Raw genomic sequence first — 24419 nt, forward strand, 5'->3', positions numbered from 1 at the left:
AAAAGACTGCAGACACCATCTTCTCTCCGGCACCCGCAGTCTTTCTTTATTTTCGTACTATCAACTTTTCTTTCATCATGCCGATTCGGGTCATACATATCCTTCCAAAATATCTATGATATCTATGTTCCGCTTGAACCAGCCTTCCAGCCCTTTTATGCCGCTGTCACATTGTTCGCTTCCATCGTGTCAAGAAACGCCTCATACTCTGCATCCTCGCCCATGTACTCAACGGTCAGAATCTGTGTCAGATCCAGGCTCATAACTCCCAGAATCGACTTGGCGTCAATGACAACACGGTTATAAAAAACATCAATATCAAAATCGCATTTCATAGAAGCATTGACAAATTTCTTTGCATCTTCTATCGTTTTCAGCATAATTTTTCTCTGTTTCATAATAAACAACTCCTTTTTCCTGAATGTACCAACAGAATTTTTCCCTCCGTTTTTTAGGCACATTTAAAACCATCAAGATTTATTCAGTGTTTATAGCATGATTTTTGTCGAATGTCAATTTGATTTCTTTTATACCGCATATTTTTAATACATGATTTTTACCAAAAAAGCAGAGTGTTTCTTAGTAAAATATTCCGACGTCTAGAACTATCGTCGTATTCATTTCATGATATATTGTCATTATTTATATACATCAAATGGTTTAGCGGATTGTTTTTGGGCAGTTGAACTAAATATTCATTGTGATTTTCCACCCAGCATGAGCACACAAATTCTCTTTTACCAAATTATCCTGATCTCTAGTTTCCATATAAAATGATGAATGATACTTAATAAATGGAAAAAAATATATTAAATCAAAAAAAATGAAAAATTATAAAAAAATTGTTGACTTTTCGTTATGGCTATGATATCATAACTGAGTCAGCAGCGAAGGGGAATAGTTCAATGGCAGAGCAACGGTCTCCAAAACCGTTAATGGGGGTTCGAATCCCTCTTCCCCTGCTTCTAAAGGCGTCAGTGATTCAGAGATGAGTCATTGGCGTTTTTTGTTTTTTTAAACATTCAAGTCGAACGTCCATGAGACTTGGCGCGTGATTCTGGTCAGAGAAGCTGACATATTCCTATCAGAATCACTGCGCATCCTCGCGGAGCGTTTATCTCAGTCGGAGACCTAACTCCCACTGAGACAAATTTGCTGTTACTCACATTACGCTAATATTATTTTTCTTAAATTTTCCCAAAATCCAAGCAACCTACAGCAGCCCAATCGCCTCCCGCACATTTGCCACCCCTTCCAGCCGGATATCCGACCTTGGTTTCAATTTACTGACATTGACCATCGGAAGAATGCATCTTGTAAATCCCATCTTGACTGCCTCATGGACTCTCTGCTCTGCCATCGAGACGGCGCGCACCTCTCCGGAGAGTCCGACCTCGCCAAATACGATCGTTTTCTCGTCCAGCGGACGGTCTTTATAGCTGGAAATCAGCGCCATCACGATCGCAAGGTCAAGCGCCGGCTCGTTCATCTTCATGCCGCCTGCAATGTTGACATACGCATCGTACCCGGACAGGGCATAACGGCATCGTTTTTCCAACACTGCCATGAGCAGGTTCACACGGTTGTAATCGACGCCCGCTGCCGTCCGCCGCGGCAGTCCGAAATTCGTCTTTGACACCAGTGCCTGCACTTCCAGAAGAATCGGGCGGGTTCCCTCCATCGAGCAGGCAGTCACCGCACCGGATGCCTCCGCCGGGCGCCCTTCCAGCATAAATTCGGATGGATTCGGCACCTCCGCCAGTCCTTCCTCCCGCATCTCAAACACGCCGATCTCATTGGTCGAACCGAAGCGGTTCTTCACTCCCCGCAGAATCCGGTAGGACGCATGGCGATCGCCCTCAAAATATAGCACTGTATCGACCATATGTTCCAGCATACGCGGTCCCGCCACAACGCCCTCTTTCGTCACATGACCGACGATAAAGACTGTCACACCCAGTCCTTTTGCGAGCTGCATCAGGACGCCGGTGCACTCTCTTACCTGGCTGACACTGCCCGGTGCGGAACCTGCCGCCTCGATAAACATGGTCTGGATCGAGTCGATCACGACCACATCCGGGCGTACCTCCCGGATTACCTCCGCGATCGTATCCAGGTTCGTCTCACTCAAGAACGAAAGTGGTCCGCGCACCGTCCCGATCCGGCTTGCCCGCAGTTTGATCTGTTTTAATGACTCCTCGCCGGAGACGTATAAAACCTTTTGTTCCTGTCCTGCCAGGTTCCGGCAGACCTGCAGAAGCAGGGTTGATTTTCCGATTCCCGGATCTCCGCCGACCAGCACCAGGGAGCCACGCACCACGCCGCTTCCAAGCACCCGGTCAAGTTCTGCAAATCCGGTTCTCGTCCGATCCGTATCGGAAAGCTCAATTTCATCTAAGCTGACCGGCTTTGTCTGCGCGCCAACCCGTTTCCCCGGTGCCGCCGTCAGCGAAGCCGCTGCCGCATACCGCCCTGCTGCCGTACCGGATGATGCCGGTGCGGACGGCGCTTCCACCATCGTATTCCACGCCTTACACGCCGGGCACTGCCCCATCCATTTGGAAGATTCATAACCGCATTCCCTGCAGAAAAATCCCGTTGATTTTGCCTTTGCCATGCTGATTCCTTTCCAAACACTTCTTCTCATATTTCTTATTACATAAAAAGCTGCTGCATGGCGGAAACCGGCTTCCGGCGCACACGCCCGCCATTCCTGCCATGCAGCAGCTTTCATCTCATGCATTGTAACTTGTACGTAACGTTTTGTTTTTCTTTTCCTTATCTGGCTTCAATCCGGATTGCGGTTGCCTTGCCCGGGTTCAGCTCCACGCTCAGTACCAGTTTGCCGCTGACGTTGGTCTTCATGCCACCGACCGATACGCCGTCTACATATACCTCATACTCACGCTCATCCTCTAACTGAATGGTAATCTGAGCATCCTTCTCGCCCTCAACCGAAAACTGTACGGAAGTATCTCCCGCCTGGAAATGATTGACTGCCGTGCCCGGTACCGACTCATATACGAACATTCCGTTGCGCTCCAGCTTGGTAATCTCGCCGAATGTTTTTACCTTATAAAGATCGCCCTGAAATTCAAAATCCTGCAGCTTGGACTTTGCTGCTAACATATAATTGCCAAAACTGATGGTTCCGTCATCCTCGATGCGGATTAACTCGCTAACTACTGGCATAATGCTTTATCCTCCTAGTATCCTTTTAATCAATATCGCAACTGCTCCGCACTTACACAGTTACTCAGTAGTATCATTTTAACACACTTCGACCGGGTTTACCAGTCTTTTCGCTTCCAGCCCTTTAGACCGTCTCAAATTTCAGCTGATCGCCATCTTTTTCAATCCGAACCTCTGTTTTTTTCCGGATCGTGCCTTCCAGGATCTTCTCAGAAAGCTGATCCTCGATCTGCGTCTGGATCGTCCGGCGCAACGGTCTTGCACCATATTTGGAATCATATCCCTTGTCTGCCAGAAAATCGATCGCATCATCTGTGATCGTGAGCGTCATTCCAAGCTGATCCTCCGTCCTTTTCTTGATGCCGCGCAGCAGAATGCCCGCGATCGTCTTGATATTCTCCTTCGTCAGAGGATGGAATACTAAAATCTCATCGATTCGGTTTAAAAACTCTGGCTTAAACATCCGGCGCACTTCCTCCATCACGCGCTCTTTCATAAACGCATAATCCGCTTTCTCACCGCTCTCCGACGAGAATCCAAGCCGCTTCGGGGAAATAATATTTTCAGCGCCCGCATTGGAGGTCATAATCAGAATCGTGTTCTTGAAATCCACCTTCCGTCCCTGTGCGTCCGTAATGTGCCCGTCATCGAGGATCTGCAGCAGAATGTTAAATACATCCGGATGCGCTTTTTCAATCTCATCAAAGAGAATAACCGAATATGGATTGCGACGCACCTTCTCGCTGAGCTGCCCACCCTCCTCGTAGCCAACATATCCTGGCGGCGAACCGATCATCTTGGAAACGCTGTGTTTCTCCATGTACTCCGACATATCAACGCGGATCATCGCATTTTCCGTGCCAAACATCGCCTCCGAGAGTGCCTTGGAAAGCTCTGTTTTTCCGACACCCGTCGGCCCCAGGAACAGAAACGAACCGATTGGCCGCTTCGGATCCTTGAGTCCCACACGACCACGGCGGATCGCACGCGCCACGGCGGATACAGCTTCCTCCTGTCCGACCACGCGCTCATGCAGAATGGACTCCAGTTTCAACAGCCGCTCTGACTCTTCTTCTGCCAGCTTGCGAACCGGGATCTTCGTCCAGTCAGAAACAATGTCCGCAATCTCATTTGCACCGACCACTAACTTGCGTGAATTTTTCTCTTTTTCCCATTTTTCACGAATCTTTTCAATCTTTTCCTGCTTTTTCTGCTGCTTCTTCTTGATCTCACCGGCTTTCTCATAGGCTTCAGCCTTGATCGCCTCTTCCTTCTGACCTTCGAGTTTTTTGATCTCCGCTTCGAGCTTTTTGATCTCCTCCGGCTCCGTATATACAGTCAGACGCAGCTTCGAGGATGCTTCATCGATCAGATCGATCGCCTTGTCCGGCAGGAAACGGTCATTGATATAGCGGGCAGACAGGCGCACCGCTGCCACCAGTGCCTCATCCTGGATCGTCACCTTGTGATGTTCCTCATAGCGGCTGCGAAGCCCCTTCAAAATCTCAATGGATTCCGCCTCCGTCGGCTCATCCACCATAACCGGCTGAAACCGGCGTTCCAAGGCCGCATCTTTTTCGATGTATTTGCGGTATTCTTCCAGCGTCGTCGCACCAATGAGCTGAATCTCGCCCCTCGCCAGCGACGGTTTCAGGATATTAGAGGCATCGATCGCGCCCTCCGCGCCGCCTGCACCGATGATCGTGTGAATCTCATCAATAAACAAGAGCACATTTCCACTCTCCCGCACCTCGGCAAGTACCTTCTTAATCCGCTCTTCGAACTCACCACGGTACTTGGATCCTGCGACCATGCCGGACAAATCGAGGCTGACAACCCGCTTTTTCGCGATCGTCTCCGGTACATTGCCGGAAACAATGAACTGTGCCAGACCTTCCACAACCGCCGTCTTTCCGACGCCTGGTTCCCCGATCAGGCACGGATTATTCTTCGTCCGGCGGCTTAAAATCTGAATAACACGTTTCATTTCCCGTTCCCTGCCGATGACTGGATCGAGCTTTCCGTCCCGCGCCATCTGGGTCAGATCCCGGCTGAAATTGTCCAGATTCGGTGTATTGCCTTTCTCCGGGCGCACCCGTCCTGCTGCCGCATCTTCCGCTGCCTCGGACGGCGCATCATCGCCCATAGCCCCCATCAGATCCACATATAATTTCTGAATATTAACATTCATTGTATTGAGTAAACGGCACGCAGTTGATTTTCCATCCTTGATGATAGCAATCAGGATGTGCTCCGTTCCAATCAGAGGCGCTTTGAAAAAAACCGCCTCATCATAACTCGCCTGTAGCACGGCACGCGCCCCCGGCGTATACTCAATCTGTCCCTCTACCTGAGTCGCCACTGCCGGGCTTATCAGACGCTCCATCAGTTCCATGACACGCTCTTCTGTCACATCATGTTCTGCCAGAACCGCTGCCGCCACGCCAGTTTCCTCTTTTATCAGTCCTAAAAGCAGATGCTCCGTCCCCACATAGCCGTGTTCCAGCTCCTGCGCTGTCTCGACTGCCAGACGGATCGCTTCTCTGGCTTTCTGAGTAAAACGATCGATCATTTTACTGTTCCTCCTGTTTCTTTTTACTTTACACCAGCTTCGGCAGTTCCTCCCGCAGATACCGCGCCCGCTCTGCCTCCAATTCCTCACGTCCCAGCGGCTTGCTCGAACGTTTCTGTAAGTTTGCCGGCTGGATGCCGATCATCAGGCGGTAAATGCTCACAAATTCTGCCGGTTTTAACAGCCCGTCCGCGATGCCCGCCCAGACATGAGATAGAAATGTCATCGCTTCCTTGAGCGTCATCCGGCGCGCATATTTCAGAACGCCGTAGGACTTGTACGCCTCATCCTCCCGCTCCAGGCGGTGCCTCGACAGAGAAACCTCGCGGAACTGATTTTCCTGCGCCGAGAGCTGCCCCGCCACGTTGGCTACCAGCTCCAGAATCTCTTGTTCGGTGATGCCGAGTGTCTTCTGATTGACTACCTCGTACAGATCGCCGTAGTTTTCATTGCCTCTGCCATAAACGCCGCGCACGGTCGTGCCGAAACGTCCCATATCGCCCAGAAGTTCCTGAAATTTCTTATTCATCGTCAGAGACGGCAGATGCACGACCACGGACGCCTTCATTGCTGTTCCGACATTCGTCGGATAGGAAGTCAGATATCCATATTTCTCATTAAATGCATACGGAATCTTCTCGTTGATATAATCATCCAGCGCATCCGCTTTTGCATAACATTCTTGCAGATCGAGTCCCGATGCCAGCACCTGTAAACGGATATGATCGTCCGCATTTAATACCATGCTGACCCGCTCATCCTCCGAACAGAGGATCCCGCCCGGCGTCGTCTTCTCCGCCAGCGTGCGGTTTAAAAGCCGCCGTTCCCGCAATGCGGTGCGGTCAAGCTTCTCCATCAATTCCAGATCTTCATATTCATAAAACTGACCGTCCCGGTCACCCAGATCGCGGAAATTCTGTTTTAAACGGGCAATCATCGTCCGCGCCTCATCCGGCTCCAGACGACTCGGAAATTTATATTCTTCCCAGTTCCGAGACAGACGCACCCGGCTGGAAACGATATTGGACGCATCATTCGCCACTTCCTCAAACCATTTCGTCATGTCTCATCTCTCCTTCCAGACTGTGTATCTTATCCCGGCAGGCAGCAGCCGTCTCATAGTCTTCTTCCTGCAACGCCGCTTCCAGCCTGCGTTTCAGCTGCTTAATCTGCTCTTCCGGGCTGAATTCCAGTTCTCCTTTCTTCGTCACCTCTGCAGCCGCCTGACTGCGCGGCTGGATCTTCGGATGTTTGCCGGTATGGCTCGAATTTTCCTGCAATTTCTTAATTTTCTCTCCAAGCAACGGATCAAACACATGATAACAGTCCGCGCATCCGAAACGGCTGTTCTTGATAAATTCTTCATACGTTGTGCCGCAGGTCGGGCATACCACATCCTCTTTCGGTGCCTGGCTGGCAGACGCATCCGTCAGTCCCAAAAGGCTCGAAAGCAGTTTTCCAAGCGGAAATTCTCCCTCAATCAGTGCCGAGTACGGTCCCAGATCCATCTCTTTCGCGCACTGGGCGCAGAGATTATGCTCTGTCTTGACGCCGTTAAACACTTCTGTATATTTAATATTCGCTTCGCGAATCCCACATTTCTCACACAGCATAATTTATCCTCCCAACATACACATCCCGCAACGGTTCCAATACACAAAAATCATCGCCCGCAGACGGAACCTGCTATTCCGCTGTAAATGCGTCATAAATGGAATCCACCAGATTGTGAACCTCCTCGCGGCTCACATTTTTACAGACACCTCTTGCCAGAATCACACTGAGATCCCGGCGCATCTCCGAGATCGTCCGCATCTTATCCGTGTCAAGTGCAATCACTGCCCCGCGGCGGCGGTCCACACGCAGAAAGCCTTCCTGTTTCAGTACAGAATATGCCTTGTTGACCGTGTGCATGTTAATTCCGATGTTATCCGCTAACTGGCGCACGGATGGCAGCGTATCGCCCTCCCGGATCTGGTCGGTCGCAATCCCGATGATGATCTGGTTTATGAGCTGAATATAAAGCGCTTCCTCACTGTTAAAATCAATCTCTACAATCATACTCCACCATCTTTCATTCTGACGGCAGACCCCGTTTCTAAATACAGTCAGCCGCCTGTTTTATCATTTGTTATATAGATTGTATAACAAACAGATGTTTTCGTCAACTGTAAAACTGTGTTAATTGTGTGAACTTGTTACTGTTCACGAATAGGCACTTTTGGAACTGAAAGTGCCGTAAGAAAACGTGGTGGCAGCAGGAATTTGCCGTATTTAAATGCGAAGCCACGGCAAATTCCGTTACTGGGCACGTATGCGTGAACAGTAACGTGAACTTGTTACAAAAAAAATCAATATAAAAGAAAAGACAGATACCCGCCAGAAATCTCCTGGACAGATATCCATCTTTTCCTCTTTTATTTACTGCGGATCGTCGATATACTCAAATCCATCCTCATCACGCCGATCCCGCTCTAACCGGGCTTTTGCCTCGCGGGCGCGTCTGGATCGCTCTGATTCCGACTCATATCTCGTTGGGCGATCACCGTATTCCTCCCGTTCCAGCGTGTAGTAAAGCTCCGAGCGGGATGCTGGGCGCACATGAATCGCCGGGCGCACATTCCGGCGTTCTCCCGATACTGCAGACTCTTTCGCCGCACGATGCGCCGATGCCGGCGTGTAATCGCGCTGCAGGCGGCTTTCTTTTGCTGAAACAGCACGTTCCCGTTCTGTGCGTCGGCTTTCTGCCACTGCCTGGCGTTCCCGCTCTGCGCGGCTTCCGTCTGCCGAAATTCTGCGCGGACGCTCAGTACGGCTTTCCTCTGCCGCATCTCTGCGGGTGCGCTGCAGACGTTCTTCTTCTGATGCCTCTCTGCGGACACAAGCCGGACTGCTTTCTTCTGGCATTTCTCTACGGACGCGTTCGGAACGATTTTCGCTTCCTGCTTCCCGGCGGCGTCTTTCCTCCGGCATCCGTTTTGCGCGGTCTGCCGATGCTGCCTCCATACTCCGCTCTCGGCGGACCGGCTGGGACACGCGCTCATCTTCCCTTGTCCGGCGGACCGGCTGCGTCTCGCGCTCCTCTTCCCGCTCCCGGCGGACCGGTCTTGTCTCCAGCTTCTCTTGGGTTCGGCGCGCACTCCGATGCCCTTCCTCCATCCGCTCTGCGGACGGGCGGCGTCTGTCATCCGCTGCCATGCGCTCTTTCTCACTCCGCGCTTCCGGTCTTGCCGGCGTCATTTCCCCATCTTCTCTCTTGTCGCGCCCAGTGCCTCGTTTCACCCGTGCGTCTGCCGCCGATCGTGCATTCGGCGATGACGGACGGCGCTTGGACCTCTGTCTGCCTCCGGCTGCCTGCGCTTCCTCTCTCCACTCTTTCCGCTTGAGCAGAAGATTGATCACGATAAAGAACAAGATTACACACGCTACGCCCAGAACCGCAAGCATGACAAAGCGAATATTATAATCCCTGCAAAGTGCGTTGTATTTATCTACAATCTCTTCCACTTGTGCATCATCGTATTTAGTTGCCAGCGACGGGTCTTCAAAATACCGTTGGAAGGTCTTTTCTGCAATATCATACCGGTACAGCGACTTCTCGCCGCTCTCATTCATACCATATACGACACAATACTTCTGCTGCTCATCGCTCTTCCACACCCAGCCCTGCACTTTATACGTGCCGTTTAACTGAATGGTCGTCTCCATAAATCCATCCGGAATCTGAACCGACTCATCCGGTGGAAGCACCAGAATCGACTTTGCTGTCACATCGATCGTCACATACGGCGATAACACACCGGATTCCGGTATATAAATATAAAATGCACCATTTCCATCGGCACCCTGCAAATACAAAAGCGTCAGGTCATTGCCATTTCCACACTGGACCTCTGAACCGCCATAAGTACAGGTAGACTGCGTATATCCTTCCGGAAGCAGGGAGGCATCAAATTCCGTCGCCACCGTATAGGAAACGCCGTCTATTTCCACATCCAGCCCGTTTTTCACAACCGGCGTTGTCCCAACTGCCTCTGTTTCAGCCCCTGTCTCCGCCTCTGACGGCACATCGACCGTATCGAGCTTATTGACTGTGATCGTGTAGCTCTTAGTTGTCTGTCCATCCTCCGCCGTCACCTTGCAGACAACGGTATTAGCACCTACCTTTAAGCCGGAATCACCGCTGACAAGGACTTTCGCCTTGCTGTCCTTCGCACTCGCGCTGACCGCCAGCTTATCGACGCTGGCTCCTACCTGCGCCGTATAGGAAGTCACATTTGGCGAAAATGCAGGGGAAAGTGTTCCTGGAGAAATCTTCAAGGACGAAAGCGCCGCTTCCGCCGAGGAGGTTGCCGGTGCTTTTACTTTGACGCTCGCCGTCCCCGTTTTAGAAACTGTGACTGCCTGTGCATCTGAGTCATAGACTTCATAACTTCCCACAGAGATCGACGTATTTCCCGCCTGCACTGCCTTGAATTTCAGCGTATAGGAAAATGCCTTCGTTGAGCTGGAATCCATCGTTCCAACCAGGCGGACGGAACCTGCACCGCCGCTTGCGTTATTTCCGCTCACAAACTCAATGACCGACGGATCATAGGAAAGTACCACGTCGGATGCCCCTAGATTTCCATCCTGAGAGGAGATCTTCACATTGACACTGAACTCCTGACCCACCGTCGCACTCGGATCGGAAAATGAAATTTTTGCGCTGGATGCATAGGCGCTGATCCCGCCAACCGGCGCCGCCACCGTCAGCATACCTGCCGCAAGTATACCTAATATGATATTTTTAAACTTTTTCATTCAACTGCCCTGTCCTATATTCTTTATTGGTAACGGTCCCATATCTGCACCGTTCCCTTTCTTTACAAATTTTCACGTACCCGCTGCCATCTCTCAAGACCAGCCGCAGGTACGTGAAATATCCCTACAGTCCCAGAATCTTCTTCTGCATCAGAAGAACATCCAAAATATCTACTTTTCCATTTCCATTGAGGTCGGCGCGCGCGATTTCTTCCGCTCTTAACTTTCCAAGTCCCAGTATCGACCGCTGTGCCAGCAGGATATCCATGATGTTCAGCTTACCGTCGCCGTTGACATCCCCGCGCACCGACGATGCCGCATGCGTTCCCGATGTGGACTGGGATGGTGCCGCCACGCCGGTCGGCGACTGGCTCCCCTGCGGACTGCCGGCGCTCCCGACAGATTCCCCATTTGGCGCAATCAGGGTTCCGGAACTGCCGCTCCCAAATCCATTCACATTCGATCCCGGTGCGGACTGCCCGGAAGGAGAGCTTCCTGAACTGCTTCCCGAAGAGGTCGGACCGACAATCTGCACATCCGAACCGCCGGAGGAAGAATTTCCTGAACTGCTTCCTGAAGACATGCCCGGTCCCGTCGCCGGACCGCTAGAGCTGCTTCCAGAGGAAACGCCGCTTCCAATCGAGCTTGAGTAGGTCGGACCGCCCGACTGGCGCACTACGTGAAGGACGTAATTTCGCAGATTTCCATTTGCCGCTTTGACCGTCACGGTGATCTCATTGACACCGCTCTGCAGATCGACCGTTCCCGTTCCGGCAATCGTTGCCTTGGAATCAATCGCGCTCGCTGCTACCGTCACGCTTGCCACCGATGGATCCACGATCAGATCGTAGGACTCTGTATCTCGGTTAAAGGTCGGTGTCAGTGCAAATCCATCGACACCCAGCGCCGACAGCTTGTTGTTCGGGCTGCCGTCCAGCGTCGGTTTGACGCAGGCGCCCGCCGGCATGTTTTTATACACCGGAATCGAGAACTCAAGTGTTGTATTTGCCAATGCCGTGATCTTCGAAAGTGTCAGTCCTTCGGCAGCTGCCGCCTGCACGTTCGTCATGTACTGGTGTTTATAAAGGTTGCTGCCCTGCACATTAAATTTCTTTAAGTACAGCGTATCCTGCCCTTTTTTCACATAATTCTCGCCATAATAAACTGAACCGCCGCGGATCGATTTCTCGATGCTGTTCCACGGGCGCAGATAGCTTCCCGACTGGGATGCCCACCAGAGTCCGCGTTCTACCGCACTCATCGAGCCGGACTGATATGCCTCTATATTAAAGAAGTTATAATATCCCTGATAGCCGGACACCGTTCCGGAAATACTGCGTCCGGTTCCCTGGCTGCCCTGTTCCTGCAGAATCATCGACGCCAGAATATATGGATTGACTCCCGATTCGGATGCCGCATTCATGATGATATCTACATAGGAAGTACCGATTGCAGACTGCTGCGCCACTCCCGTGGAAGTTCCCGAACTGCTGGAAGTGCCACTTCCCGGTGCACTTGTTCTTCCGCTGCTGGTTGAACCAGAAGTTGTTCCGGTTGTGCTGCTTCCCGGTGCGCTTGTACTGCCACTGGTGGTTCCAGCCGTGCTGCTGGTTGTCCCCGATGACTTATTCGATGTGCCGCTGCTGACCGGCGCCGTCTCCCCGTCTGCATTGTTGGAAGAAAATCCATCTCCCGCCATGCCCGGTCCATTGGTCGCTGCCACCCGCTCCGTCTTATGATCGCTGATCGAAGCAATCGGAGACGACAGACCGGCGCTGCTTCCGCTCGAACCTGACGAACTTCCCGGTCCCGTCGCTGAACCGGAAGAAGAGCTTCCAGAACTGCTTCCCGTACCGGTCGATACCGACGATCCGCCCGACACCGTGCCGGAAAGGAAGGTTCCGCTCACCATGTTCTGCAGCCCCGTCTTCGTGTGAAGCGAACTGTCATACGACTGTTTCATGAACTGGTAAATATATTTATCATTTAAGAAATTCCGCGGATCCATATAATAGGCGATAATATCCGAAGACGCCTGTACCCAGGAGCTTCCGTCAAAGCCCGGCCAGGTTCCGGTTCCCCAGTCATACGCGCCTGTCTCGGTCGATTTCCAGGACGAAATGCTGCTGCTCGCAACCAGGTTCCGTCCGATCACGCTTTCATTTTTCAACGCTGTGTTCCAATCCAGATTCGTCTGGAACGCCGTGAACGTCCAATTCGGATATTGTGCATGCAATTCCCGGAGTCCCTGTTTATAGCTCTCCGGAAATCCCTGCTTTGTCAGATAGCTTTCAAAATCCGAATCCGATTTGATCGCAGTCGGAAACTTTATGTATTTGCTCGAAACATAACCCGTCTGCTCACCGCCGCTTCCGCTATATCGTATCTGATACCATACGACGCCATCCGTTCCCGTCTGCTCACCAAGTACTGTAACCGGTGCGCCCTTGGACAGCTTCGCTAGTGCCTGATACGAAGTGCCCGGACCACTCCGGACATTCAGGTTTGTCGCATTGACCGACGCGGTTCTCTCTTCCGCATAGCTAACGATCCCCAGCAAAGACTCTGCTGCAGTACCTGCCAGCCCTGGGTTGACCGCCATCACAGCGCCCAGCAGAAACGCCGCCGCCCGTTTCCCCAATAACTTCCATTTTTTCATCCGTCTATCTCCTCATTCTGCTGCGTTTTCTGCAATTCATCCCCCGCAGCGGAATTCTTATTCTGTCTGCCGCCGTATTTCCAGACAGCCGCTCGACTGTTTTCCATCTTTTTCACGTTTTTACAATCGTATCTATTATAATGAAAAAAGACCATATGTGTCAACCTTACCGAAAAAACTTCGCAAAATTTGGGGTCTTTGCGTGAAATTGTAAGATTTTCTTAATTTTTAGAAGCAGTATAGGTTGGCTTCGAAATGTTTTCCGGATACATGATTTTTGAATGCATAGTAGCATAAAAAGGAGTGCCAACCCGGTACACTCTACCGATTCTGGCACTCCTTTTGGCTCAAAATCCTTAAATTCTTTTTAGCTTAGATCTGGTAAGACTCGCTTTTTCTTCCAGCCCAGGTATTGATGCCGTTTCCATCCATCTCCTCAGTGGACACCGGTGCTTTCTTTACTTCCGGCGCAGCCGCTTTCAGGATCTCACGTTTCTCAACCGGCGGTTTCTTTGCCGGACGGGACTCGAAGAACTCTTTTGCTACCTGTGGGAACAGTGCATAAGTCAGGACATCCTCATCCTGTTGCTTCCACTGCTTCATCTCCGCCTCGATCTTCTCAAGCTGCGGCTCGATCAGATCTGCCGGACGACAGGTGATCGGTTTTGCATCGCCGATTGCTTTCTTCTGAACTTCTTTGTCGAACGGCTTTACAGTCTGTCCGAACTCGCCCATCAGAAGTTTCTTGGATTCCTTTGTGAACATCTTGTAGCGCTCGCCCATCAGGACATTTAATACAGCCTGCGTACCAACGATCTGGGAAGACGGAGTAACTAACGGCGGCTCACCGAAGTCTTTGCGGACTCTCGGGATCTCTTTCAGGACATCGTAGTATTTATCCTCTGCGCGCGCTTCTTTCAGCTGGGAAACCAGGTTGGAAAGCATACCGCCCGGAACCTGATAACGCAGGGTATTGATGTCAACGCCCAGAACCTTGGTATTCATCAGACCACTCTTTAACGCTTCCTCACGCATCGGGCGGAAGTAATCTGCGATCTCCGCCAGTTTTTCCTGATCCAGTCCGGTATCATACGGAGTACCTTTGAAGGTCTCAACCATAACCTCGGTCGCCGGCTGGCTCGTTCCCATCGAGAACGGAGACATCGCGGTATCGATCATGTCAGCGCCCGCTTCCACTGCCTTTAAGTACGTCATGGATGCAACGCCGGAGGTGTAATGCGTATGGATATCAATCGGAAGATCAACTGCTTCTTTCAGTGCTTTCACAAGGATCTCTGCATTGTACGGGGTCAGAAGACCTGCCATATCCTTGATACACAGGGAATCAGCGCCCATATCCTCGATTCTCTTTGCAATGTCTTTCCAATAATCCAGTGTATATGCATCACCCAGTGTATAGCTCAGCGCTATCTGTGCGTGTGCTTTTTCTTTGTTGGCTGCCTTTACCGCTGTCTCCAGGTTGCGGATATCATTTAAACAGTCAAAAATACGGATAATATCAATACCATTGGCAACTGATTTCTGTACGAAATATTCTACCACATCATCTGCATAGTGGTTATAACCCAGAATATTCTGTCCACGGAACAGCATCTGAAGTTTTGTCTTCTTAAAACCATCTCTCAGCTTTCTAAGGCGCTCCCACGGATCTTCCTTCAGGAAACGAAGGCTGGCATCGAATGTCGCACCGCCCCAGCATTCTACTGCATGATATCCAACCTCATCCATCTTTCCGATGATCGGAAGCATCTGCTCCGTTGTCATTCTGGTTGCAATCAGAGACTGGTGCGCGTCACGAAGGACAGTTTCCACGATCTTAACCGGCTTTTTCTTTTCATTTGCCATTCTAAAGATACCTCCCAATACACTTTTATTATGAGTCAACTATCTGCGACCTGGCTGATTAAATAATTCACAGCCATATTTTTATCCATTATACCACAAGTTTCTCGATTTCTGGATAGTTTTTTTAATATAATTTCATAAGTAAATTCTATATCGTGGAAATGTGGGTTGTGATTTTTGCTGATGTCAGGGAGCTTTCCTCTGCGCCGCGTGGGGGCGGCTGGAGGAAAAAAGTTTCTTGGTCACTTCTTTCTAGTCCACAGTGCAGCAGCTCGAAAAAACTTCGTTTTTCCTCGCTGTCGGGCATTCGCCCTATGAAAAAAAGAAGCCACACACAGCTGCTTTTGTGTAAACACAACGCTTCTATGGATCACTTCTTTCTAGTCCGCAGTGCGGCAGCTCGAAAAAACTTCGTTTTTCCTCGCTGTCGGGCATTCGCCCTATGAAAAAAAGAAGCCACACACAGCCGCTTTTGTGTAAACACAACGCTTCTGTGTGTGGCTTCTTTTTTTCGCACTGCTCTTTGCTTACGCAAGTTTGGACTTAGCCAGCTCTGCCAGTTTTGCGAAACCTTCTGCATCGTTGATAGCCATGTCAGAAAGGATCTTGCGGTTCATCTCAACACCAGCCTGCTTTAAGCCGTACATGAACTTGCTGTAGGACAGACCATTGATACGTGCTGCTGCGTTGATACGAGCGATCCACAGCTGTCTGAACTGTCTCTTTCTCTCTTTACGACCAGCGTAGGAGCTTGTAAGAGCTCTCATTACGGACTGCTTAGCTACACGGTACTGTTTGGAACGTGCGCCTCTGTAACCCTTTGCCAGCTTTAATACTCTATTGTGTTTCTTTTTAGCGTTTAATCCGCCTTTTACTCTTGCCATCGGTTATTTCCTCCTTCTTAATCCTCGAATCTTATAAGTACGGTAAAATCTTCTTCATTACCTTGCTGTTTGTAGCATCAGTAACGATGTCTTTTCTAAGATTTCTTTTTCTCTTTGTAGATTTCTTAGTTAAGATGTGGGATTTGTAAGCTTTATTTCTTACTAACTTTCCGGTTCCGGTTGTTTTAAAACGTTTAGCAGCTGCTCTGCTTGTTTTCATTTTAGGCATGGTGTAGTCCTCCTTAATAATAGTTATGTCCTTATATCTAGCGTTTCGCAGAAAGGAACAGTACAATACTTCTTCCTTCTACTTTTGCCGGTTTATCAACGGCTGCGATATCGGCAAGCTTCTCTGCAAAATCGTCAAGGATATACTTTGTCTTTGACATATGTGCCATCTCACGACCTCTGAAACGAAGTGTAACCTTTACTTTATTGCCTTTTTCCAGGAATTTTCTCGCATTGTTCATCTTGGTATTCAGGTCATTTTCATCGATATTCGGGGAAAGACGAACTTCCTTGATCTCGATTACCTTCTGTTTCTTCTTAGCTTCTTTTTCTTTTCTTGCAAGCTCGTATCTGTATTTACCGTAATCGATAATCTTGCAGACCGGCGGCTTTGCAGTCGGAGCAATCTTTACTAAATCCAGTTCCGCTTCTTTCGCTAACTTGTAAGCATCCTTTGCGGACATGATTCCAAGCTGCTCTCCATTTTCGCCAATCAAACGAACCTCTCTGTCTCTAATCTGTTCGTTAATCATTAACTCGCTAATAGTCGTGCACCCCCATGATATGTGATGATTTTGGTTGATTCAGTGTCAAAAAAAAATAAGTGAACAGTACAGACCATCCACTTACTCATAATAGGAAATCCAATATAGGAAATTTCTCAAATTTATGAACCCACAGTCACTTGCTCGTGCTGAGGTGAGGTAGATAACCTGCTTTCCTGTCTTCGTGAAGTTGTTTCCTCACAACTTTTGTTAGTATACTATGGTTTCTTTGGAATGTCAACCGGTTTTTTCGAGATTTTTGAGAAGATTTTTGAGAAGATTTACAAATGATTTTTAAATATGGTTCACGCGTTGCGCGAATGACGGCAACGTACGCAAATACATTTACGGACATACTAAAAACTACCGCCGGATATCATTACCTCTGCCCGGTTTTGCTTCTTTTCTGACAGAATTTTCCATATCCGGCGGCATTTTTTATTTCGAATACTTATGCAGGCTTTCTTCTATTAAAAAAGAAAACCGCACCAGTCACCGTTTCTGGAAACTCGAACATTCCGTCTGCATAGAAACCGTCGCATTGCCTCCGGTGATTCCGATGTGTTCCGCGCTGCACCGGCGGTCTGTATTATAAACACAGTTCGTTGCCTCGCACTCTACTTCGAGACGGCTCTCCGGTGTTTTAAAAAGGTTGCGGAATGTGCCGCCTTTCTTCTCGTCGAAGCTGCCACAGCAGGTATCGCATTTATCCTGCGCCGTCTTTCCTTCTACCAGAATGGTATTTTTACAGCAGCAGTTTTCCGCATTGTGCATACATCCGGTTACACTACAATCCAGTTTTGTCATGATTTTTCCTCCTGTTTTCTGACATGCATCACCGAAAGTCTCCTCCGGCATCCAGCCGTCAAACTTTTCAGCGATACACTTTTCAATGTGTCATGGTTTTCGTTGCTGTTCACACATGTATGACCAGTAACGGGATTTTACCGATACTTCGCATTCCAAATCGGCAAAATCGGCAACCAGAACTGTATCGTACGGAATTTTCAGTTCAGAAAATTCCTGCCTGTGAACAGTTACTGGTTTTTAGATTCAGGAGTAGTATCTGCTTCTTTTTTGGATTTATTCGTGCAAACTAAAACAAACGCATCCATGATTTTATCTCACAGATGCGTCTGCCGGATTTTTTAATTTTTCAAAATTATTTAGCTTCGTCTGCTTTCACAGTCTCACGCAGGTTTTTCTCTTCGATCTCCTTCTGGATGGACTTGATGAAGCTCTCTACACTACTTGCGCCCTCGTCACCCGCAAAACGGCTGCGGACGGAAACAGTCTTCTCTTCTTCCTCTTTCTGTCCAACAACCAGCATGTACGGGATCTTCTGGGTCTGTGCCTCGCGGATCTTGTAGCCGATCTTCTCGGAACGTGTATCCATCTCTGCACGGATGCCAGCCTCGGTCAGCTTGTCCAGAACTTCCTTGCTGTAATCTGCGTATTTGTCAGAGATCGGAAGAATCTTTACCTGTACCGGTGCCAGCCAGGTTGGGAATGCACCTGCGAAGTGCTCGATCAGGATACCGATGAAACGCTCGATGGAACCAAATACAACACGGTGAATCATGATCGGACGATGTTTCTCGCCGTCTGCTCCGGTGTACTCTAATTCAAATCGCTGTGGAAGCTGGAAGTCAAGCTGGATGGTACCACACTGCCAGGTTCTTCCGATAGAATCTTCCAGATGGAAGTCGATCTTCGGTCCATAGAATGCGCCATCGCCCTCGTTTACCACATACGGCAGTCCCAGCTCTTCCAGAGCGGAACGCAAGCCTTCGGTTGCCATCTCCCAATCTTCATCACTTCCCATGCTGTCTTCCGGTCGGGTGGACAGCTCTACGTGATATTTGAACCCAAACAGGGAATATACCTGGTTGATCAGGTGTACAACGCCCTTGATCTCGTCCTTGATCTGCTTCGGTGTCATGAAGATATGTGCATCATCCTGTGTGAAACAGCGTACACGCATCAGACCATGAAGCTGACCAGATTTCTCATGACGATGAACGATACCAAGCTCACCCATACGCAGCGGCAGATCACGGTAGGAACGTGGCTCAGAAGCGTATACCAAAACGCCGCCCGGACAGTTCATTGGTTTAATTGCGTAATCCTCTTCATCGATCACAGTTGTATACATGTTGTTTTTGTAATGATCCCAGTGTCCGGAAGTCTCCCAGAGCTTGCGATTCAGGATGATCGGAGTGGAAATCTCTACATAACCAGCTTTTTTATGGATTTCTCTCCAGTAATCAAGCAGGGTATTTTTCAGTACCATGCCCTTCGGCAGGAAGAACGGGAAACCCGGACCTGCATCGTGCATCATGAACAGGCCAAGTTCTTTGCCCAGTTTACGATGGTCACGTTTCTTTGCCTCTTCCATCATTGTGATGTATGCTTCCAGATCCTCTTTGGTTGCAAATGCGGTCGCATAGATACGGGTCAGCATTTTGTTCTTCTCGCTGCCTCTCCAGTATGCGCCTGCCAGATTCATCAGCTTAAATGCCTTACCAACACCCTTGGTGTTCATCATGTGAGGCCCTGCACATAAGTCAGTAAAATCACCCTGACGGTAGAAGCTGATCTCTGCATCCTCCGGCAGATCCTCGATTAATTCTACCTTGTACGGCTCCTCTTTCTCCTTCATGAACTCGATCGCTTCATTTCTCGGCAGAGTAAAGCGCTCCAGTGGAAGTGCTTCTTTGATGATTTTCTTCATCTCTGCCTCGATCTTCGGCAGATCCTCTGCAGTCAGAGGGGTAGCCGGATCGACATCATAGTAGAAACCGTCTGCGATGGATGGTCCAATCGCAAGTTTTGTCTCCGGATAAAGGCGTTTTACAGCCTGTGCCATTACATGGCTGGCGGTATGGCGCAGAGCTGCCAGACCTTTCTCATCCTTTGCAGTCAGGATATTTAACTGACAGTCATGGTCGATCACGGTACGGAGATCTTCTTCCTTACCGTCAACCTCACCCAGACATGCCACTCTCGCCAGGCCTTCGCTGATGTCTTTTGCAATGTCGATGATGGACATCGGGCTCGCATATTCTTTGACAGAGCCATCTTTTAATGTGATCTTCATCTTTTTTCTCCTTTTCGTTCTGAAATAATAAAAGCTTCCTGACCAGAAGAACCAAAAAAGTCCCTTAGCCAGATGTTTCTGACTAAGGGACGATAAATCGCGGTTCCACCCTTATTGAATCGATCGTTCGGATCGATTCCACTTCATTCTGATGATAACGGAATCACCGTTCCCGATTAAGGGACATTCAAAGCTGGTATTCAGATTTGTTTTCCTGTCCGACGCTTCCACCCACAGCCACCTGCCTCTGTTATTTCAGGCTTTTCCTGCGACGCCGTTCTCTGTCCAGTTCCACAATCCTACTGGTCTTCTCAACACTTTCTTTATATAGATAAACCCGTTTCTGGTTCATCATTACAGTCTCGATTATATCAGCTGTTTCTATTTTGTCAAGATATTTTTCTCTTGAGTTTTCACTACATTGACAGACCGCCTCTTTCATGGTATGATAATAAGGATCTAAATATAAGGGCCAGTACCGGTTTCGACAGGGATCATGAAGCTGGTGAAGCTATCCGCATGCGATGCGTTAAATGGCAAACTTAAAATTAAACGCTAACAACAAATTAGCATACGCTGCCTAATTTGGCAGTTGTCAGCCTTAGAGCACTCACACTTTAAGAATCTGGCATCGAATATGTGAGAAACGATGACAGGCGGGTTCCGGACTGTCAGGCGTATCAGGAACTACTGAAGTTCTGAGGATGTTCGTTTCCGCAGGATAGAGGGAATGTCAAAGAACGGACTATGATAGTAGAAGAACAGGGAATTGGTTTTTGGACACGGGTTCAACTCCCGTCTGGTCCACTCGCAGGAACCCTTGTAAATATTGGATTTCTCCTTTATTTACAAGGGTTCTCGGTGTTTTAAGGAACTTCTTTGCGAATGCCATTTTCGGCATTTTGAACCCCCTTTTCGGGGTAAATATCACACGAAATATCACACGAAAAAAGGGCTGTTTTTCCTTTACTTTCAAGGGATAACAGTCCTTTTGCTATGTGCTTATATTGTGTTTTTTTTATGATATCGTGGAGTTTTTCTTCTTATTTAATGTGTCCGTCGGCAGCTATCCGATCCGCGGTAATCATCCAGCCGTCAGAATCAAACGCATACGCCTGCCCGTCAATCCGGCAGACCGTATCATGCCGGTATGTGTAACCACTCAGCAGATACCACCAGCGCCCATCCTGTAAAAGCCAGCCTTCAAGGTATTTGCCAGATATCCAACCGTCCGCGGTCTGAATCCACGGTTCACCGTCAGCAAAGCACTTGTTGAGCGGCTGCACGCGCTGATCCTTGGTGTAGCGTTTGCCTGTGTCCGTGCCTTTTGGGGCTGTTCGGATAATAAGCGTCGGCGACGCCAGGACGCGTAACCCGCGCGATCCGCTCTTTACCTCTTTCAGATCGGTGATCGATACCTGCGGGGCGCTCGGCTGTGAAGCTGCAGCTCCATCCTCCGCCGCCCAAGTCTTTTTGAAATTCTCAAATGTCCCATATTTCTGCTTCAAAATTCCCGTTCCACTGCCCCAATCCGGCAAGTAAACGTGTGGCTTGTCTATGATGCTTTTCCAATCTCCTCCCCATGCAAGCCCCAGCTGCTTGGCGATCTCTCCCACACGTTTGAAATAATCTCCTGCTTCATTGTATGCGCCTTTTCCGTCCGCGCGGTAAAAATCCGCTGCGATGCCCCACTGGTGCTGACTGCTGTAGCTGCTGCCTTTTGCATTCGTGACAATACTGCCCGGCTGCGTGCGTCCTTGTGCATACAGAGCGTCCTGTTCGGCGACGCTCCGGAAAGATTCCCCGATTTTAATCGGCAAACCTGCACCGGCACACTTATCGACGAGCTGCGCAGTCAGGGTCTGGAGACGCGGATGGCATACTGTAATATCTCTCATAATCTCACTCCTCATAAATAACAGTCAGACCGTAAGCTACAGCCGCCTCGTGCTCTAACCGGCAGCCCCGCGCTTGTTCCCATCCTTTACAAAAATACGCCGCATGACACAGAGACATATTTTCCAGTGACTTTGCAAGGAAGCAAAGCGGGATCTGCACCACGCCGCGTTTCTCCATGTTTTCACGGTTGTACCACTCATCTGTAAACAGGGTATTCACAATCTCGTATCCCCGCGCCTCCAGCGCCTTGATCGCCTTTTCTCTGGTTGCGATAATTTCCTCATCCGTTTTTCCAGCCATCGGCTGAGATAACATTGCTTTCATCATTGATTTGTCCTCTTTTCTTTATAATATGTAAGGAGCGGAACTAGGTCCGCCCTGTTGCGATATCGCAATGGCAGCCATGACCCAGGCTGCCGCGGGAGATATCCGGATCACCTCCTTCTATGCATGGTTGTCTCCGTTTTCGCCTTTGCTGTCAATCTTGTTTTTAAGGACGGCTATGTATTTTGCAAGCCATTCCGGCACTGGTGCTCCCATGCGCCCGGCATTTTCAGTAATCGACAATGCCTCATTGAGTAAATACCAGACCGTTACCAGTAATGACAGCATCGTATTAGGCAGCGATGCTCCCAGCACACTTGATGTCTGGATAATAACGTAATCAATTACCATCGCCACCGCGATCACAAACAGATAAGCCACTTTTTTGGCGATCCCGATCGCCCCCTTGCGGCTACTCCACCCATAAGTCTTATCGTTTGGATGCTCCAACGCCTCTACCCTGCTTGCTGCCATACCGGACAGATAATCAATCACCATGAGAGCCAGAAGCAACCCCAGCAAATAAAAAGTAACTCCCAGCTTGTCGCTGAGGTAGGCCACCAATCCGGTCGCCAGCATCTGCATTGTTACGCACGCATTTCTACTCATCTTTCCGCCTCCTCCGGATGTTCTTTCAGCCATTTTTCAGTCGCTTTTTTCCAGTAAGTCGGCACCTCTTCCAGTGTCATTTTCCCGCTTCTGATTCTTTTCCCATAAAACGCACCCATTACTCTACACCTTCTTTCTCTGCCAGTTCGCTGGTGGCTTCCCCCAGGTCGCTGATCGCCTCGTCCTGCACTGTCTGCCCCTCTTCCAGAGCATCCAAGCGTTTCTCTGTGTCGGTTTTCACACGGAAAGAAAACGTGGTCTGTACGCCATCAGATACTTCCCGCGAGGTTTCAGATTCAAGAACCAAGTCCGTATATGTCCCGACAGTCATTCCAGCATCATTCTGGAATTTTACTTCTGCCAGATTTTCCGGAGTCAATGTTTTCCAAGTTTCCAGCATAGCATCCTTGCTGTCAAACTTGGCTGTCACCGCTGACAGGGATGCTCCTGCCTGCAGTTCGACTGTTGTGTTGTCTTTGAGAATCATTTTATCCATAATATTTTTCCTCCTTATTAATAGGTTTTACTTATTTTATATTAGCATGATGTATCATTTCTGGTTCTCTCCACAAAATAGCGAGCTGTGGCCCCGGAATAGTGGAACTATAATACAAAACGGAACTGATATGCACACTATCAAGACCCCAGGATACTATTGTTGCACCAGTAACGCTACTGCAGTAACTTTAAAAAACTGTCCATTTACCGAAGCTTTCACACTCGTGGTTTATTGGTCAACCGGTTATCCAGGCGCATATCTTTCTCAAGAATATACACATTATATTGGTAATAGGCGTGTCATTCAGAATTACAATGCGGATACAGCAACTTGGAAAAAGTATGAATTTCAAATTACCATGAAATAGCGAGGCTTCCACTCATCTAAAAGAAAGTGGTAGCGAAAATAGCTTTTGCGCTGCTTTTCAATCGAGATATCAATATCACACTAATACTAATTACATGTTGGCGAGTGGAATCTACAAAACAGGCAAAACGGGTTTAAATCTTCCGTTTGAGGGCTATTGGATCATAATAACCTTTAACACATCCAACAACCTTGGAAATAGTTCGACCGCTTGGATCACGCAATTTGCCATTTCAACCGATTCGAGTGACAAAGCTATTTATTTTCGAAGAAACATAAACTACACCCCGACCACTTGGGAATCCTGGAATAGACTTGTAGCAAGTTAAATAGCGATATTAAAATTAAATTTTATGGCAAAGTTACAGATTTATCAGTAATAAAAACACTTTGTCAACAAGAATATGAATGTTGGGTTGGCTATATTGATTGGAAGAATACTGAAATCTTGCCCTCTACTGGTGGTACTATGCTTTGGTTTGCATTTGATTGGATAGTATGTGGGTTATGTTATGGAAAGATGTTTTATTTAAATTTGGATACTCTTACATGGTCTTAAGTTTAAATATTCTCATCTATTATTAAATAACAATTTAATAGCGAAAAACTTACTCTATTTTTGCCACCGTCCATTACTTATTCCCCTACCCTCTCCTATCTCCTATTTTTGCGTACAACAAAAAAGCCGCCATTTCTGCCGACCTAAAAAGGTGCTCTTCTCTCCTATCTACGCTGCATATTTACGATAAGACTCTCTGACATTGTCCTGTTTTATATTGCAGTATATCAGTGTCGTCTCAATCTTGGTGTGCCCCATCAACACCATAACCTCCTCTATTCTCATTCCGCGGTTTAGAAGGTCCGTGGCAAAAG

At 48.8% G+C, this 24419-nt stretch carries 20 protein-coding genes, 1 tRNA gene and 1 other RNA gene; 2 read left to right on the forward strand and 20 right to left on the reverse strand.

The window, feature by feature from the left end:
• Positions 1-155: 155 nt before the first annotated feature.
• Complete coding sequence (locus tag DW720_RS05445) at positions 156-398, reverse strand: HPr family phosphocarrier protein (RefSeq protein ID WP_118472750.1); 243 nt, start codon at positions 396-398, stop codon at positions 156-158.
• A 493-nt stretch (positions 399-891) separates the two neighbouring features.
• Between DW720_RS05445 and DW720_RS05450 the strand changes: the two genes are divergently transcribed.
• Positions 892-962: transfer RNA gene (locus DW720_RS05450), tRNA-Trp, on the forward strand.
• 251 nt (positions 963-1213) lie between these two features.
• Here DW720_RS05450 and radA read toward each other — a convergent pair.
• The 14 genes from radA to thrS form a co-directional block, all read right to left on the reverse strand.
• Positions 1214-2617: a DNA repair protein RadA gene (gene radA, locus DW720_RS05455; protein WP_118637510.1), complete on the reverse strand. Its 1404-nt coding sequence runs from the start codon at positions 2615-2617 to the stop codon at positions 1214-1216.
• 161 nt (positions 2618-2778) lie between these two features.
• Positions 2779-3192 (reverse strand): hypothetical protein, encoded by a 414-nt coding sequence (locus DW720_RS05460; protein ID WP_022359635.1) that lies wholly within the window; start codon positions 3190-3192, stop codon positions 2779-2781.
• A 124-nt stretch (positions 3193-3316) separates the two neighbouring features.
• Positions 3317-5764 (reverse strand): ATP-dependent Clp protease ATP-binding subunit, encoded by a 2448-nt coding sequence (locus DW720_RS05465; RefSeq protein ID WP_118749332.1) that lies wholly within the window; start codon positions 5762-5764, stop codon positions 3317-3319.
• 28 nt (positions 5765-5792) lie between these two features.
• The gene (locus tag DW720_RS05470) at positions 5793-6827 is read right to left on the reverse strand and encodes an ATP--guanido phosphotransferase (protein ID WP_107000011.1); all 1035 of its coding nucleotides are present in this window, start codon (positions 6825-6827) and stop codon (positions 5793-5795) included.
• Positions 6811-7377, reverse strand: a complete 567-nt coding sequence (locus DW720_RS05475; protein WP_107000012.1) for a UvrB/UvrC motif-containing protein — start codon at positions 7375-7377, stop codon at positions 6811-6813. The genes DW720_RS05470 and DW720_RS05475 overlap by 17 nt, the downstream gene beginning before the upstream one ends.
• Before the next feature lie 73 nt (positions 7378-7450).
• A complete protein-coding gene (locus DW720_RS05480; protein ID WP_022359631.1) occupies positions 7451-7825 on the reverse strand; it encodes a GntR family transcriptional regulator in 375 nt (124 codons plus the stop codon).
• Between the two features lie 360 nt (positions 7826-8185).
• Positions 8186-10567, reverse strand: a complete 2382-nt coding sequence (locus DW720_RS05485) for a cadherin-like beta sandwich domain-containing protein (RefSeq protein WP_118749333.1) — start codon at positions 10565-10567, stop codon at positions 8186-8188.
• 124 nt (positions 10568-10691) lie between these two features.
• Positions 10692-13226 carry an SH3 domain-containing protein gene (locus DW720_RS05490; RefSeq protein ID WP_118749334.1) on the reverse strand — a complete coding sequence of 845 codons (2535 nt, stop codon included), beginning with the start codon at positions 13224-13226 and terminating at the stop codon, positions 10692-10694.
• Between the two features lie 372 nt (positions 13227-13598).
• Positions 13599-15092, reverse strand: coding sequence for an oxaloacetate decarboxylase subunit alpha (locus tag DW720_RS05495; protein ID WP_022358437.1), 1494 nt, complete (start codon positions 15090-15092; stop codon positions 13599-13601).
• A gap of 527 nt (positions 15093-15619) precedes the next feature.
• Complete coding sequence (gene rplT, locus DW720_RS05500) at positions 15620-15976, reverse strand: 50S ribosomal protein L20 (RefSeq protein WP_022358436.1); 357 nt, start codon at positions 15974-15976, stop codon at positions 15620-15622.
• 31 nt (positions 15977-16007) lie between these two features.
• A complete protein-coding gene (rpmI, locus tag DW720_RS05505; protein ID WP_022358435.1) occupies positions 16008-16205 on the reverse strand; it encodes a 50S ribosomal protein L35 in 198 nt (65 codons plus the stop codon).
• A gap of 37 nt (positions 16206-16242) precedes the next feature.
• On the reverse strand, positions 16243-16737 hold the full coding sequence (gene infC, locus DW720_RS05510) for a translation initiation factor IF-3 (protein WP_107000016.1): 495 nt from the start codon (positions 16735-16737) through the stop codon (positions 16243-16245).
• 504 nt (positions 16738-17241) lie between these two features.
• Positions 17242-17556, reverse strand: a complete 315-nt coding sequence (locus tag DW720_RS05515) for a DUF1540 domain-containing protein (RefSeq protein ID WP_107000017.1) — start codon at positions 17554-17556, stop codon at positions 17242-17244.
• 355 nt (positions 17557-17911) lie between these two features.
• On the reverse strand, positions 17912-19849 hold the full coding sequence (gene thrS / locus DW720_RS05520) for a threonine--tRNA ligase (RefSeq protein ID WP_118749335.1): 1938 nt from the start codon (positions 19847-19849) through the stop codon (positions 17912-17914).
• 469 nt (positions 19850-20318) lie between these two features.
• Here thrS and ssrA point away from each other — a divergent pair.
• Positions 20319-20659: a transfer-messenger RNA gene (gene ssrA / locus DW720_RS05525) on the forward strand.
• 233 nt (positions 20660-20892) lie between these two features.
• Here the strand turns inward: ssrA and DW720_RS05530 are convergent.
• From DW720_RS05530 to DW720_RS05545, 5 genes are all read right to left on the reverse strand, one after another.
• Positions 20893-21747 (reverse strand): M15 family metallopeptidase, encoded by an 855-nt coding sequence (locus DW720_RS05530; RefSeq protein ID WP_118749336.1) that lies wholly within the window; start codon positions 21745-21747, stop codon positions 20893-20895.
• Positions 21748-21751: 4 nt separating this feature from the next.
• A complete protein-coding gene (locus tag DW720_RS05535) occupies positions 21752-22075 on the reverse strand; it encodes a DUF4406 domain-containing protein (protein ID WP_118472283.1) in 324 nt (107 codons plus the stop codon).
• A gap of 117 nt (positions 22076-22192) precedes the next feature.
• Positions 22193-22681 carry a phage holin family protein gene (locus DW720_RS05540; protein WP_118472282.1) on the reverse strand — a complete coding sequence of 163 codons (489 nt, stop codon included), beginning with the start codon at positions 22679-22681 and terminating at the stop codon, positions 22193-22195.
• On the reverse strand, positions 22678-22800 hold the full coding sequence (locus tag DW720_RS16130) for a CD1375 family protein (protein WP_270224045.1): 123 nt from the start codon (positions 22798-22800) through the stop codon (positions 22678-22680). Before DW720_RS16130 ends, DW720_RS05540 begins: the two co-directional genes overlap by 4 nt.
• Positions 22800-23177 carry a hypothetical protein gene (locus DW720_RS05545; protein WP_118749337.1) on the reverse strand — a complete coding sequence of 126 codons (378 nt, stop codon included), beginning with the start codon at positions 23175-23177 and terminating at the stop codon, positions 22800-22802. Before DW720_RS05545 ends, DW720_RS16130 begins: the two co-directional genes overlap by 1 nt.
• Between the last annotated feature and the right edge of the window lie 1242 nt (positions 23178-24419).

The sequence above is a fragment of the Clostridium sp. AM27-28 genome (assembly GCF_003480955.1).
In the GTDB taxonomy this organism is placed as follows: domain Bacteria; phylum Bacillota; class Clostridia; order Lachnospirales; family Lachnospiraceae; genus Otoolea; species Otoolea fessa.